This is a genomic window from Polaromonas sp. P1_G1 (assembly GCF_056405595.1).
Map to the genome: position 1 here is coordinate 41,592 of NZ_JBFUBU010000021.1, position 14,192 is coordinate 55,783.

The following is a 14,192-nucleotide window of genomic DNA, read 5'->3' on the forward strand; positions in this document are numbered from 1 at the left end:
CCCCTGCAAACTTCACTGAGGAAACACCCATGCCCCGATTCCAGAGACTTGCAGGGACATTGGCCCTGGTGGCCATGCTGGCGTTGGGCGGCTGCGCCACGGCCATCAAGCCGCATGAAACCAGCGGCGCACCCACGCTGGGCTTCCAGAACATGGCGCTCAACCCCGGCAATGGCGGGGAGCTGGTCGCCGCCGACGCGCTGCTTCCGGGCGACATCATCCTCACGGCCGAAAACGGCCTGAATTCCGTCGGCATCCGCCTGATCACGCTGTCGCCCGTGAGCCATGCGGCGGTCTACATGGGCAACCGGCAGATCGCCGAAGCCGTGGGATCAGGCATACGCATCCGCAGCGTGGATGCCCTGTTGCAAGACGAAGCGACGGTGGTGGCGTTTCGCCACCCCGACCTCACGGCCGGGCAGGCCGTCAAGATCAACACCTTTGTGGCCAGCCACGAAGGCAAGAAATACAACTACGTCGGCGTGATGCTGCAGGCCCCGTTCGCTCTGGAGCGGCGCATGTGCGAGCTGCCGCTGATACCGTCCATGGTGCGCGACTTCTGCATACGCGGCATCGCGGCCGTGCAGCTGGGCCTGGGGCGCAACGACCAGTTCTTCTGCTCCCAGTTCATCCTGGAGGCCTATCGCAGCGCGGGCCTGCCACTCACCGACGCCGACCCGCGCCTGATCAACCCCGGCGACCTGCTGCACATGCGGGAGGGCGACGTGCCCTCCATCATGATTCACAAGCCGCTGCGGTATGTGGGCCACCTCAAGGCCGCTCCGCAGGTGGTGGCCGCGGAGCAGCTGGAGCGTTAACCGCCCACGTGCATGGTGAACTGCGCGCCGTTGGACAGCTTGCACTGCCCGGTGCCCATGGTGGACGAGTTCATCTGGTAGCGGCAGCTGATGTAGTTGCCGCGGCTGCCGGATCCGTTGGCGACGCCTTCGCGCACGGATGAACCCGCAATGCGCGTGGCTTCCCCATTGAAACTCTCACCGTTGATATTGGTGGTGAAGGTCCCGCGCCCGTTCATGTCGTTGGTCACCACCGCACCCACCATGCCGTAGGCTTGGGCGGCATCATTCGACGGATAGAGCCGCGCCGGGAAGGTGGTGCTGGCCGGCATGGCCGGCGTGACGTACACCGTGGAAGTGACCGGCGGATGGCCGGGCTGGACCGGCACAACATAGCAGCCCGTCAGGGCCGTAGCGCCCAGCACCGCGGCGGCCAGAGCCGTGCGGCGCGTCAGGCGTGACAAAAGGAACAGGGAAGAATTGATCTTCATACATAACCTGAAGGCCCAAGCACATGCTTGTGGCCGCAGTGTGTGGCGGCCGGCCCAAAAGGTTGCATTAAAAGATACAAGACTATTAAAAGTATACGAAAAGCATCAAAATCAGATACTTCATCGAAATTCCGAATACCAGACCCCGCCAAATAGCCGACGCACAGCGTAAAGATCCAGGCTCAGGCACCATCAAGCCATCCACCACTTTTCTGCCGCAAAGACCATGCAATACCGCCGCCTCGGAAACAGCAACCTCAAAGTCTCCGTCCTGTGCCTGGGCACCATGATGTTCGGCAAGCAGACGCCGCTTGAGGACGCGGCGCGCATCGTGGCATCGGCCCGTGAGCACGGGCTCAACTTCATCGACACGGCCGACGTCTACAACCAGGGACAGTCCGAGAAAGACGTGGGCAAGCTGCTGGCCGGCCAGCGGCAGCACTGGGTGCTGGCCAGCAAGCTGGGCAACGCGGTCAGCGAGAACATCAACGAAAGCCACTACTCGCGCCGCTGGCTGATCCAGCAGACCGACGCCATCCTGGCGCGGCTGCAGACCGATTACCTGGACATCCTCTACCTGCACCGCGACTACCACGAGGAAAACCTCGAGGAGGCGGTGCGCGCGCTCGGTGATTTGATACGCGCGGGCAAGCTGCGCAGCTTTGGGTTGTCCAACTTCCGCGGCTGGCGCATCGCCGAGGTGGTGCGACTGTGCAAAGAACTGGGCGTGCCGCAACCCGCCGTGTGCCAGCCTTATTACAACCTGCTCAATCGCAGCCCGGAAGTCGAGATCCTGCCGGCCTGCGGCCACTACGGCCTGGGTGTGGTGCCCTACAGCCCCTTGGCGCGCGGCGTGCTCACAGGCAAATACCCGCCCGGCCAGCCGCCGGCCGAAGGCACGCGTGCCGGCAGCGGCGACAAGCGCATCCTGGAAACCGAGTTCCGCGAAGAGTCCCTGGTGATCGCACAGAAGATCAAGGCGCGCTGCGAAGCCAGAGGCCAGGTCCCCGGCCAGTTCGCCGCGGCCTGGGTGCTGGCCAACCCGCTGGTCAGCTCCGTCATCGTGGGGCCGCGCACGCTGCCGCATCTGGAAGACGTGTACGGCGCGGTGGAACTGGTGCTGGACAAGGGCGACGAAGCCTTTGTCAACGAGCTGGTGGTGCCCGGCCACGCGTCCAGCCACGGCTACAACGACCCGGGTTACCCCTTCTTCGGCCGCGCGCTGCCCTGAGCCGGCATTGGCCTCAGATCCGGTACTGCGACCATAAGGTATTCGTGAACCGCGACGCCCCGATCTGTTGCCGCAGCGCGTTGAACCTGGGTGCCTGCGGGTAAGCACGAAGAAATTGTTCCTGCGTCGCATGCAGCTGGTACGGCAGGTAGTAGCTGCCTTCATGCGACAGTGCCATGTCGATCATTGAACGGGTCCATTGCCCGGCGTGTTGCTGCGCATGGAACGACACGCCCTGTTTATAGTAAATCACGAAGGAAAACACATCCTGCCTGGCCCAAGCCATCAACACCGCGCGGTCGGCCGGGGAGTGGCGTATTGAGACATTCACCGCGCCCGTGGGGGTCGATTGCAACAGGCTGGACATCTTTCGCGCGAAGCTTGCGAAGTGGCGCTCCGGGACAAAGTACTCCTGCAAAACATAGCTTGAAAAATCCCGGCTTGCGGGCTCAAGCTGCGCAACATCAAGGCTGGCCTCGTAGTTGCGCCACACCACGGCCGGCTTGTCCTCGATGGAAGCGGCTTTTTCGCGAAGCGAAGCCCCGCCAGGCAACTCCGTCATGGCCCAGAAGAAAAGTTTCTCTTTGATGTAGGGGCGGCCCGGCGGCGTCAACCTCTCAGCAACGGTCAAGGGCTTGTCGGTCCGTGACCATGTGACGCAATGCGGATGGTCAAACCGGTCCGGGAATAAATCGGCGTTGTGCAATAACGCATTCGGGTTGGACAGGACTTTTTCGCGAAACCAGTCCGGATAGTCCCCAATGGGAACGCGGCTCGTCGATCTTTCTATCCGAAAGTTTTCGTCGAGACTGAGCTCAACTTCCGTGATGACCCCGACTCCCCCGTACCCGCCCAGGGCGGCATGAAAAAGTTCTGAATGGGCTTGCCTGCTGGCCTCAATCACCTCGCCGTCAGGCAAGACGATCTGCAAGGCCCGAACGGAACGGCTGACAGACCCGTGCCCCACATAACGCCCATGGCAGTTCACCGACACCGAGCCTCCCACCGTGAAACTGGCGTAGCTCTGCATGGTCTGGATCGACAGCCCCTGCGGGTCGATGATCGCCTGCAGGTCGCGCCATCGCATTCCCGCCTGGACCCTGGCGATCCGTTTGGCGGAGTCGACTTTCACCACGCCGTTCATCGCGCGCATATCCAGCTGCAAACCGCCTTGAATGGCGGTCTGCCCTCCCATGCTGAACCTGCCGCCGCCAACGCTCACCTGGCCTTGCCATTTTTTCAAGGCCTGCCGGACGTCATCGGTTCCCTGGATTTCCGCGATTTCAGCCGTCTTCACCGAGCTGAGGTGGGTGACATTGCACACACTCAGCGGATCGGCCGGACACTTTGCCTCGGCGCTCAGTTGTGCCAGCGCCGCGCCGCCGGCAATAGCCGACAACGCCCTCCTGCGCGATGGATCGAAGCGCATCTAGCCGGCACCGCAAGCGTGGCAGAACCTGGCGAAGGCGCTCTTGCGCGTCGAGCACTTCGCACAATGGTCAAACAGGCCGATGCCGCAGTGCGGACAAAAATCGATCTCCGGATTTTTCAGGTCCACAACCCGCTCGCAGCCCGGGCACACGCTTTTTGACAGCCGCGTGAGCGCCGTGTCGTAGCTCAGTTCCTCGCGGCGCTGCGCATCGGGCAGCTGTTCGGCGAGTTTTTGCTTTTCGAGGTAGCGGTTCAGCGCGATGATGRCCTGCCGGCCCACCAGCGCCGTGACGGTAATGCCCACGATGTAACGCACATAACCGCCGTAGCTGGGCAGGTAAGGCACCAGTTCCACAAAAAAAGCGAACAGCGCGAAGAAGATAAAGCCCCAGACGAAAGGCCAATAGGCGCTTTTTCGCTTTTTCGCGAACAGCCAGCCGGCCGCCACCAGCAACGGAAGCGTCAGCGCCAGGCGATACAGAAAGACGCGCAGTTCCACGCGCCGGTATTCCGCGTTGAGCAGCACTTGCGCGGCCTCTTCCATCTCCCTGAGCTTGCGGCGCTCGCGCGCCGCGCCCTGGCGCGCATCGAGCGCGGCCTGCTGCTGGGCCTCGACGGCGGCGCCGGCCGCGCGCTCACGGTCCTTCAGCGTATCCAGCGCCCGGGTGCGCGACAGCAGTTCCGGGTCCTGGTCGGCCAGTTGCGTGGCGTGCCGTGTGGACAGCCAGTTGTTAAAGGTCTCACGCGCCGCGCCCGAATCGGCCTGCGCCACCCGGCGCTTGAGCTGGGCCTGTTCCAGCGCCGTCTGGGCATCCTGCCCGGCGCGATCAGCAGCCTTGATGGCGTTGCGCAGCGCGGTGCTGGCGTTCGCATCCATGTAGTCGTCGAGCGAGAGTTGCCTCTCGACCTTGGGCAGGTCGCCGACCACCGTGCCGCCCAGCCCTGTCAGGAAGCCGGCGAACACAAAGGCCACCAGCCAGAGGCCTCGGCGGAACCACTTCTCGGACAGTCGCAAGGATTTACTCATGGTATTTCTCCTCAAGGCAGGCAAATAACTTCTTCACAGGGACCTCTTCAAGCGCTTGAACACAGCGCAAGTCTGCGATCGGCGCGCGCAGCAAGCACCGGCTTTCTGCGCAGTGGCGCGCAATGCGGCTGGCCGGTACTATTTCCCGATACCTGCAGCTCAGCGATACTACAAACTGATCAATTCAAAAAGAGGAGAGGGACATGAACAGAGAACCCATCATGCGCGCGCTGCAACGCCCCACCGGAGCCTTCATCGGGGCGTCCTGGCTGGCCTTGTTCATCGGCTCCCTCACTTACCTGAGCGGCCTGTGGAATTCGGGAATGCAGCTCAACGAAAAGGGCTACTACTTCACCTTGCTCATGTACGGCCTTTTTTCGGCCGTCTCGCTGCAGAAGTCGGTGCGCGACCGGCTGGAGAACATCCCGGTCACCGGCATCTATTTCGGCCTGTGCTGGGTTTCGCTTTCCCTGGCCGTGCTGCTGCTGTCCATCGGCTTGTGGAACTCGTCGCTCTCTTCCAGCGAGCAGGGCTTCTTCGCCATGTCCTTCCTGCTGAGCCTGTTCGCCGCCGTGACGGTGCAAAAGAACGTGCGCGACGTCGCCCTGTTTGACGCCGCGCAGCCCGACGCGCCAGACACAGCGCCGGGCCAGCCCTGAACGCCTAGAGCCTGACCACCGTCACGGGCTTGCCGTCCGTCATGCGGGCCCGTTGCAGCCAGTCGAAGACCGAGTCCACCGTGACGGTTTCAATGCGGTCGGAAAAGCGCTTGCTGTCGGGGTGGTCGTCAAAGGCGACATTGGCGGCGGTGATGCGGCCACCCAGCCGGGTCAAGGGACCGAGCTTGAGCGTCGTGGGCTCGTAGCCCTTGAACTGCAGCCAGGCTTGCGCTTTCTCGCGCGTCGTCACGCCAGGCTCAGCGGCGGCGGCCATGGTTTCAATGGCCCACTGGTTGGACTGCTGGTATTTGCGGCCCCAGGCATAACTCACGATGCTGTAGGGTTTGTGGTGCATGGCCGTGAGCCGGGCCGGGTCCTGCAGCAGCGCCAGCAGCTGGGCCTGCGCTTGCGGGGAAGGCGCGACCCAGGCGGCCTCAAAGCGCCACAGGTCGTCGAGGAAAAACTCACCCAGCCCCTGGCGGTAGATCGCCGAGTCGCTGGTGCCGCAGCTGTTGAGCTTGTGCACCACGCGCCAGGTCATGCCGCCCTGCCCGTCGGGCAGCTGGTAGGCCAATCCCAGGTGCGAATAGCGCACGCCGTATTTGCCGAGGTCTTGCCCGGCGCGTGCCAGCAGCACGACTTTCTCGCCGCTGGCGTTGAGCGAGGCCAGGGTTTTTTCGGCCAGCACCATGGCGCGCTCCACGGTCTGGGGCGTGGTCTTGCGGGCTTCGCAGGAACGCCCGGCATGGGCGGCAGGCGCCGCGCCGAAGACAGCAGCCGCGAGCAATAACGGCAAAAGGGATTTGAAGATTTTCATGGTGTGGCGCCGTTTACTGCGTCAGGCGTTCGTTGTGCAACAAAGCACGGCCAAGAGAATTGGGGATAAAGGCGATCGCCTCCCCCGCTGCCGACAGCACCACACCCGCACCCACCACACTGACCACCACCACCGTCCCGGCCACCATGGACACGCCCGCCACACCCCTGCCCACCACCTCGATGCTGGCACGCGCACCGTCGGAAGCGCGCTCCAGCACGTACAGGGTTCCGCGGGCCGTGCTTTCCACGGCCTTGACCACCAGCACCGTGCCCGCCGTGGACAACACGACCGGGATGGCCACCACGGCGCCCGCGGTGGCGCTGGCGCCGACCACGACAGAGGCCACCGGCAAGGCCGACACGGCGCTCAGGGCCGAGGCCTCGGATTGAGCCTGTACATTGAATGAGGCTGCGGTTCCCGCCAGGGAAAATGCAGCAATCAAGTAAGCGGCAAGTCGGTTTTTCATGATGATTCCTTGTTCCGTGTGCTGGATTTATTCATTGGCCGCGTGGCTGCGGGCGGCACGGCCCAGGCGAGCCTCGCTGAGATCGGCCTCATGGCGGTCGCGCAGGGTCTTGGCCAGCGTGAAGCTGCAGGTGATCAGGTAAAGCCAGCTCACGCCCAGAAAGGCCTTGTAGGTTTCATTGATCTCCATGCGCCACAGGCCCCAGCCGGTCAGCGACATGGCGAGGAAAAAGCCGCCCCACACCACCAGCTTGAACATGGGCGTATCAGCCAGCTTGCCTTCGGCCCTGCTTTGCTCCTGGTCACGCACATACTTGGCCAGCACAAAGGCGGCCGACAGGCAGAAGAAATAACCCATGACCATGAAGGCGCGGTCCAGGTCCTTGCCGGGCAGCCACGACAGGCCCACGGCACAGAGGAAAACGGCGATCAGGAAAGAGGCCCAGACCTGCAATTGCCAGGGCTTGGAGTCACGGTGTATCAGCGTCTGCATAAAAACCTTGCGGTTGTTGAGGTGTCGCCACTGTGCGGCCCGCACCCCGGAAATCATGCAAGCAACAATACAGTCCTCAAAAATTAGCCCGAAGGGTATTGGATTTCGATACTTATTTGCCGCCCTGGGGCCGCTTCAGTACCTCGGCCATGCGCAGATTGAACAGGGCCGGATCCTCGATTTGCGGAATATGCCCGACACCGGGAAGGACCAGCAGCCTTGAGCCGGAGACCAGTTGCTGCAGGGCTAGCGCCTGGGAAAGCGGCGTAATCGTGTCCTCCTGCCCCCAGACCAGTGTCAGCGGCACAGACAATTTGCGAAAGCCTTCGGGCCTCTCGCTCATGGACTTTCCGCTTTCACCGCCGAACTGCTCGGCCCAGTCGCCCAGGCTGGCGCTGAAGCCGTCCAGGACAAAAGGCCGGCGATAAATCGCCGTGCGCGAGGGCGTGACGACTTCCTTGCGCGCCACGAACTTGCGCAGCCAGAACTCGCTGAACAGCGGTTGGGTTCCCACCGTGGCAATGAGCGCCGTGCGCAGCGGGCGGATGCCGAAAAGGCTCGCCGCCGCGCCGCCGCTTTTCGCCGGCGCGGGATGCTCCACCAGGCCGATCGCCGCATCGACAAGGATGAGATGGCGCACGCGGTCGGGCTGCAGCATGGCGGCTTCAGCCGCGGGCCCGCCGCCATAGGAGTGGCCCAGCAGCGTCACCGGGCCGAGCTTCAACGCGTCGATCAGGCCGATGATCCGGCGCGCCTGCGCSCCGCGGCTGTAATCGCGCGCGGCAGGCCGCGTGCTGAACCCGAACGGCGGCAGGTCCACCGCAATGACGCGGTAGCCGGCGGCGGCCATGGCCTGCACGTTCTGGTCCCAGGTGCCGCTCCAGGCGCCGGTGCCATGGGTCAGGACCAGCGGCGGCGCGGCCGGGTCGCCGAACTCCTGCACGTAAAGCTCGACATCATGGGCATGCAGCCAGCGCCCTTGCGCGGGTGCGGCCTGGCGCGGGCTGCGCTCCTCGACCCACAACATGCGCGCCCAGGAAAAAGCCACGACCAGCAACAGGCAGGCCAGCAGCACAACAAAAGCGCGCCAGGGGTAAAAAAACCAGCGGCGCGCCGGCTTCGGCTCGCGCCGCCTAGTAGTCAAAAATGTGCTCCACCTGCAGTTTGCCGGCTTGCCACCGGCGCAGCGACTCGGCCAGCTGCGCCACGGGCACCGTTAACACCACCCGCTGGATGCCGGGCCGCGTGAGGATGGGTTGCCTCAGCAGCGGCACGGCCGGGCTGGCGGGTTCCCAGTCGCCGGGCGCCAGCAGGCTGACCAGGATAAATGAATCATTGCCCGCGATCTCGCTGAAATTGACACCTTGCGCCGCCATCGCCTGCGCATAGCCCATGAAAGCCTCATAGCGGGGGACGGTCAGTAAAGCTGAGCCGTCGGGTTTCGGCGACAGCACCTTGAGCTCCGGCAGCGCGGCGTCGGCCTGCGGCACGGGTTTTGCCACCACGGCCGTGACCGGCAAGGGCGCGTCGTAAATCGTCTGCGTGCCCAGCTTGATCAGCCGGGCATAAGCCGCCTTGACAGCGTATTCGGTCGTGAGCGCGAAGCGGCGCTCCCACTTGCGGACCATGTCCGGCCCCGTGAGCGGCACATCGCGCCAGAGAACCGCCAGCGCCTTGTCGAAGTCATACAGGTACCAGGGATCCACACGGATGAACCTTACATAATCCTGCGCAACGCCGGCCGCATGCCTGTCCTCGGGCGTGGACCGGCCGGCCAGCGATTCGGCGAGCCGCCCGATAAGCGTTTCATATGCCGACTTGATCGCATACTCCACCGTCGTGCTGGTGCCTATCACCATGATCATCAGGTGGTAGCCGGCGTTGAGCTCAAGCCTCCGGCGGCGCGTCTCGTCAAAGACGGCCTTGTAGCTTTCCCAGAACTGGCCGATATGGCCGTAAAAAGGAAAGCGGCTGGGTGCGCCGGCGCCTATGAACTCGCCGTATTCGTAAGGGCTGAAGACCAGAAACCACTCGGGGTAAGTGAGCAGCGTCTGCTCGACGCCGCGCACGTGCTCGGCCCCCGCTACCGGCGCCGGGCCGGCGGCCGGCGCCACACCGGCCAGCGCGAAGGCTCCCGCTAGCGCGAGATTGCGCAGCCAGCGCCTCATGCGCCGGCCCCGCCGGTTTTGGTGAACGCCAGCAGCACGTTGTCGGAAGGATCATGGGCCTGCAGCTCGCGCTTGCCGCTGTCCCGCAAGCCGCGTTCGCCGAGGTAAGCCACCCACTCGGCGACCGGCCGGAAGTAGCGCAATTCACGCTGGTTGGCCTCCCATGCGCCGTTCAAACCGGCATTGAAGACGGTGTGCACCAGCGASACAAAGGTAAACATTTCGGGTGTCGTCACGTCATGGTCGCGCAGGATGAACATGCCGCCGGGTTTAAGCACACGCACGATGGAGCCGACAAATGCATCGAGCTTGTCCAGCGGGCAGTGGTGCAGGCCGATGTAGCAGGTCACCAGGTCCACGCTGGCATCGGGAAGGCTCGCCGGCAGCGGGTCATAGTCGTTCATCGGCACGAAACCACCGATCTTGAACAGCCCCCCGCGCTCGGCGATGTCAACCGGCGAGTTGGTGGGCGCCTCGTCATTGACCAGGGTAATGGGGCCGCTCACCTTGATCCGCTTTTTCAGTTCACTGATATAGCGGCCGGTGGAGCCGATCTCCACATAACCGTCAATCTGCTTTTTCTCGCCCAGCAGCCGCTGGGTCTGGTCGGCCATTTCCTTCTTCTGCTTGAAGAGCGCGGGCAGCGCCAGGGTCAGGTCCGCCATGAAGGGCTTGATCTTCGGCAACTCGCGCTGGAGCCTGCGGTAAATGGCCTCATCGTTGTCGAGTTCGGCCGAGGTGTTCTTGATCAGCGTGTGAAACCGGTCCTCGGGATAAAGGCGGTAGATGTTCTGCAGGAACTTGTAAAAACCGTCGTGCCAGCGAGTGGCGCTGAAAACGGCGCGGAATTCCGAGGCGGGTGGTGTGGTGATCATGGCGGTCCCGTCGTTCAGGTGTTGGAGTCGTTCAATGTGGGGTTCAAGGTGGGCGCGTAGTATTTGTCCCAGAGCACATTGCGCAGGCGGAACTGCGGATCGAGCTTGCGTTTCAGCGCGAACAGCTCCTTTGCCCGCGGATAGGCGGCATGGAACTGCTCAGCCGTTGCATGCGGCTGGTAGGGCAGGTAGTAACTGCCGCCGACGCCGATGGCCGCATCAATCAGCTCGCGTGTCCAGACCGAGACGCGGTTGATCGCGCTGTCCCGGGTGCGCTGCTTGTAATAAAGAACAAAGGCAAAGGTCTCGCCCCTGGCCCACGCCAGCAAGGTCCCAGGATCGGGCCGCGCATGCCGTACCGACACGTTGAGCGCGTTGACACGATAGCGCTGCAGGATTTCCGCCATCATCGGCACGAAGTCGTCAAAACGTTCCACCGGGATGAAGTACTCCTGCAGCACATAGGTGGTGTGCTTGCGCGAAGCCGGTTCAAGCTCCGCCACGTCGTAGCCCGCCTCGAAATTGCGCCAGTGCACCTTGCGGAAAAGGTAAAGGAGGGGATCGACCAGGTATTCGCGGCGCCATTTACCCAGGGGGGTTTCGGTCACGGCCCACACGAAATAGCGGTTCACGGGATAGGTTTCGCCGCCTTGCTGCAAACGCCTGGGCTCGGTGGCGGCTTCGTCGGTACGCGCCCAAGTGACCGAACGCACCTTGCGGTAGTGGGGAGGGTAGAGGTCGGCATTGTGAAAAACCGCGTCCTGGAAATACCTGACCTTGGCCTTGAAATGGCTGATGTATTCGGCCGCGCTCATCTTGCGGGCCAGGCGCTTGACCTTGGTGTTGTCCGCGAGGTCCAGCTCGGCCTCGACGATCACGGCCACACCGCCGTRGCCGCCGATCACGGCATAAAAGAGTTCGGGGTTGACGGAAGGCGAGGCATCCTGCACGCTGCCGTCGGCCAGCACCACCCGAATCTCCCGCACCGACATCACCACCGCGCCCAGGCCCATATAGCGGCCATGGCAGTTCACGCTAAGCGCGCCGCCGACCGTAAAGTTGGCATAGGTCTGCATGATCTTCACGGCCAGGTCGTGCGGATCGACGAAGCGCTGGATGTCGCACCAGCGAATGCCGGCCTGCACGCGAATGACCTTGTCCTGCGGAAAGAAGGCGATCACCTGGTTCATGTCCCGCATGTCGAGGTGCAGGCTACCCGGGCTGGCGGTCTGGCCGCCCATGCTGAAATGCCCGCCGCCCACGGAAAGCGGCCCGTCTGTACGGCGGATGGCGTCGGCCACATCGGCCACGGTTTTTGGCTTGCTGATGGCCCACACCGCCACCGGGTTCAAGCCGGTGACGTCGTTGACGATCAATGTGTTTTGCTGCATCCCCCGCTCCCTTTTTTCTTGAACCCTAGCGCACCACCAGGTAGTCGCCGCGTGCCTGCAGTGGGTCCGGTCCCCAGCGGTTGTCATCGGGAACACCGCGCCTGAGCGCCAGCTGCCAGACCAGCCAAAGCGCCCCCAGCACGGGAACGGCAACCAGCAACAGCCACCAGCCGGCGTAATTGCGGTCATGCAGCCGCCGGATGCAAATGAGCACCAGTGCCGCCAGCACCGGCAGGTTGATGACCCAGGTCAGGACACTCCCCGAGGAATTGCCGAGCGCACTCCACACCAGGTAGAACACGCCCCAGGCGATGAGGCCGTGAAGCCAGAAGCCCCCGCGGGACAAACGCCCCCCTGCCTTGAAGAATTGCAGTGATTTCATGTATTTCCCTGATGCAGAAGTTGTGCCACCTGAGCCTGCAGGTCCTCGGGCGTCACTTTTCCAGCAGCCACAGGGGCGCCGACGTTAAGCCCCACCCGGTTGAACAGTCCGCGGCGAAAAGGCTTGGCCATCGCGGTCCCGCTTTCAACGCGGCTGAAAAACGATCCCCAGAGATTGGTCAGCGCCATGGGCACGACGGGCACCTGCAGCCCGTCGCGCTCGGCGTTTTCCAGGATCTTCATGATGCCGCCCTTGAAGGCCTGGAGTTCGCCGTTTTTGGTGATGCCGCCTTCCGGGAAGATGGCCAGCAGGTCGCCGTCGCGCAGAACTTTGGCGGCCGCCTCGAAGGCCGCTTCGTACAGCGCCGGGTCTTCGGTGCGCGGCGCGATGGGGATGGCCTTGGCCAGGCGGAACAGCCAGCCGAGCACCGGCATTTTGAAGATGCGGTGGTCCATCACGAAGTAGATGGGGCGCGGGCTGGCGGCCATCAGCAGCACCGGGTCGACAAAACTCACGTGGTTGCAGGTCAGCACGGCCGCGCCCTGCGCGGGGATGTTGTCGTCGCCGGTGATCTTGAAACGGTAAACCAGGCGCGAGGCGATGAGCGCGATGAAGCGCAGCAGGTACTCGGGCACCAGCATGAAGATGTAAAAGGCCACCACGGCGTTGGCCAGGCCCACGAACAGGAAAATTTGCGGAATGCTGAAGCCGGCCTTGAGCAAGCCGCCGGCCAGGATGGCGCTGACGATCATGAACAGYGCRTTGAGRATRTTGTTGGCCGCAATGATGCGGGCSCGGTGCGTGGGCTGGCTGCGCAKCTGGATCARSGCATACATGGGCACGCTGTACAGGCCCGCGAACAGGCTCAGCAGCGCGAGGTCGATCATCACGCGCCAGTGTGCATGCTGCGACATGAATTCGCCCACACTCATGATGGCCACGGCGGGCAGGCCGCGCGAGGCGAAATACAGGTCCACCGCGAACACGCTCATGCCGATGGCGCCCACCGGCACCAGGCCGATTTCAACGTGGCGCTTGCTGAGCACCTCGCAGAGCAGTGAGCCGGTGGCGATACCGATGGAGAACACCACCAGCAGCAGGGACGCCACCTGTTCGTTGCCGTGCAGCACTTCCTTGGCAAAGCTCGGGAACTGGCTCAAGAACACCGCGCCGAAAAACCACATCCAGCTGATGCCCAGCATGGAGCGGAACACCACCAGATTAGTACTGGCGAGCTTGAGGTTGCGCCAGGTTTCCGTGACCGGGTTCCAGTTGATCTTGAGTTCCGGGTCGGTCGCCGGCGTGAGCGGAATGAACTGCGAGACCAGCCGGCCCACCAGGGCCAGGCCCACGCAGGCCATCGCCACGTAGTCAGGCCCGACCTGGGGCACGGATACCATCAGCCCGCCCACGACCTGGCCCAGCAGGATGGCCACAAAAGTGCCCATCTCGACCATGCCATTGCCGCCCGTCAACTCGCGCTCATTAAGCGCCTGCGGCAGGTAGGCGAACTTGACCGGGCCGAAGATGGTGGAATGCAGCCCCATCAGGAAGGTGCAGCCCAGCAGCACCGGCACCTGGACATTGGCGTTACTGCTCATGAAGCCGAAGGCCGCGATCAGCATGATCACCACTTCGAGGTTTTTGACGAAACGGATGACGCGCGTTTTTTCGAACTTGTCGGTCAGTTGCCCGCTGGTGGCCGAGAACAGCAAAAACGGCAGGATGAACAGCGCACCGATCACCAACCCGGCCATCGCGGGCTGCAGCCAGCTCACGCTGAGCTGGTAGGTCACCATCACGGTGAAAGCGAACTTGAAGAGGTTGTCATTGGCCGCACCGGAGAACTGCGTCCAGAAAAAGGGCGCGAAGCGGCGCTGCTTAAGCAGCGCGAACTGGTTCGGGTGCCCCTGGACAGGCGGTGGCGACACCGGTGCGGCGCTATCAACACTCATGCTTGAC

At 63.4% G+C, this 14,192-nt stretch carries 15 protein-coding genes; 3 read left to right on the top strand and 12 right to left on the bottom strand.

The window, feature by feature from the left end; all coding sequences use genetic code 11:
* Positions 1-29 precede the first annotated feature (29 nt).
* Positions 30-818 (top strand): C40 family peptidase, encoded by a 789-nt coding sequence (locus tag AC1D1Y_RS12480; protein WP_477682611.1) that lies wholly within the window; start codon positions 30-32, stop codon positions 816-818.
* Here AC1D1Y_RS12480 and AC1D1Y_RS12485 read toward each other — a convergent pair.
* A complete protein-coding gene (locus tag AC1D1Y_RS12485; protein ID WP_477682612.1) occupies positions 815-1,288 on the bottom strand; it encodes a hypothetical protein in 474 nt (157 codons plus the stop codon). The genes AC1D1Y_RS12480 and AC1D1Y_RS12485 overlap by 4 nt on opposite strands.
* 226 nt (positions 1,289-1,514) lie before the next feature.
* On the opposite strand from AC1D1Y_RS12485, the gene AC1D1Y_RS12490 reads away from it, so the two are divergent.
* Positions 1,515-2,519 carry an aldo/keto reductase gene (locus tag AC1D1Y_RS12490; protein WP_477682613.1) on the top strand — a complete coding sequence of 335 codons (1,005 nt, stop codon included), beginning with the start codon at positions 1,515-1,517 and terminating at the stop codon, positions 2,517-2,519.
* Between the two features lie 13 nt (positions 2,520-2,532).
* Here the strand turns inward: AC1D1Y_RS12490 and AC1D1Y_RS12495 are convergent, their stop codons facing one another.
* Both AC1D1Y_RS12495 and AC1D1Y_RS12500 read right to left on the bottom strand, forming a co-directional pair.
* On the bottom strand, positions 2,533-3,948 hold the full coding sequence (locus AC1D1Y_RS12495) for an FAD-binding oxidoreductase (RefSeq protein ID WP_477682614.1): 1,416 nt from the start codon (positions 3,946-3,948) through the stop codon (positions 2,533-2,535).
* Positions 3,949-4,977, bottom strand: coding sequence for a serine endopeptidase (locus AC1D1Y_RS12500; protein ID WP_477682615.1), 1,029 nt, complete (start codon positions 4,975-4,977; stop codon positions 3,949-3,951).
* A gap of 203 nt (positions 4,978-5,180) precedes the next feature.
* Here AC1D1Y_RS12500 and yiaA point away from each other — a divergent pair, with 203 nt between their 5' ends.
* Positions 5,181-5,636 (top strand): inner membrane protein YiaA, encoded by a 456-nt coding sequence (gene yiaA, locus AC1D1Y_RS12505; RefSeq protein WP_477682616.1) that lies wholly within the window; start codon positions 5,181-5,183, stop codon positions 5,634-5,636.
* Positions 5,637-5,640: 4 nt separating this feature from the next.
* On the opposite strand, the gene AC1D1Y_RS12510 is transcribed toward yiaA, so the two are convergent.
* From AC1D1Y_RS12510 to AC1D1Y_RS12550, 9 genes are all read right to left on the bottom strand, one after another.
* Positions 5,641-6,453 (bottom strand): DUF2145 domain-containing protein, encoded by an 813-nt coding sequence (locus AC1D1Y_RS12510; protein WP_477682617.1) that lies wholly within the window; start codon positions 6,451-6,453, stop codon positions 5,641-5,643.
* A gap of 13 nt (positions 6,454-6,466) precedes the next feature.
* Positions 6,467-6,922, bottom strand: coding sequence for a hypothetical protein (locus AC1D1Y_RS12515; RefSeq protein WP_477682618.1), 456 nt, complete (start codon positions 6,920-6,922; stop codon positions 6,467-6,469).
* A 27-nt stretch (positions 6,923-6,949) separates the two neighbouring features.
* Positions 6,950-7,414, bottom strand: a complete 465-nt coding sequence (locus AC1D1Y_RS12520) for a YiaA/YiaB family inner membrane protein (RefSeq protein WP_477653852.1) — start codon at positions 7,412-7,414, stop codon at positions 6,950-6,952.
* A gap of 112 nt (positions 7,415-7,526) precedes the next feature.
* A complete protein-coding gene (locus AC1D1Y_RS12525; RefSeq protein ID WP_477682619.1) occupies positions 7,527-8,558 on the bottom strand; it encodes an alpha/beta fold hydrolase in 1,032 nt (343 codons plus the stop codon).
* Positions 8,548-9,582, bottom strand: coding sequence for a hypothetical protein (locus AC1D1Y_RS12530; protein ID WP_477682620.1), 1,035 nt, complete (start codon positions 9,580-9,582; stop codon positions 8,548-8,550). The genes AC1D1Y_RS12525 and AC1D1Y_RS12530 overlap by 11 nt, the downstream gene beginning before the upstream one ends.
* A complete protein-coding gene (locus AC1D1Y_RS12535; RefSeq protein ID WP_477682621.1) occupies positions 9,579-10,457 on the bottom strand; it encodes a methyltransferase domain-containing protein in 879 nt (292 codons plus the stop codon). Before AC1D1Y_RS12535 ends, AC1D1Y_RS12530 begins: the two co-directional genes overlap by 4 nt.
* Before the next feature lie 14 nt (positions 10,458-10,471).
* Positions 10,472-11,848 carry an FAD-binding oxidoreductase gene (locus AC1D1Y_RS12540; RefSeq protein ID WP_477682622.1) on the bottom strand — a complete coding sequence of 459 codons (1,377 nt, stop codon included), beginning with the start codon at positions 11,846-11,848 and terminating at the stop codon, positions 10,472-10,474.
* Between the two features lie 25 nt (positions 11,849-11,873).
* Complete coding sequence (locus AC1D1Y_RS12545) at positions 11,874-12,230, bottom strand: DUF805 domain-containing protein (protein WP_477682623.1); 357 nt, start codon at positions 12,228-12,230, stop codon at positions 11,874-11,876.
* Positions 12,227-14,185 carry an MFS transporter gene (locus tag AC1D1Y_RS12550; RefSeq protein ID WP_477682624.1) on the bottom strand — a complete coding sequence of 653 codons (1,959 nt, stop codon included), beginning with the start codon at positions 14,183-14,185 and terminating at the stop codon, positions 12,227-12,229. The genes AC1D1Y_RS12545 and AC1D1Y_RS12550 overlap by 4 nt, the downstream gene beginning before the upstream one ends.
* Positions 14,186-14,192: the final 7 nt, after the last annotated feature.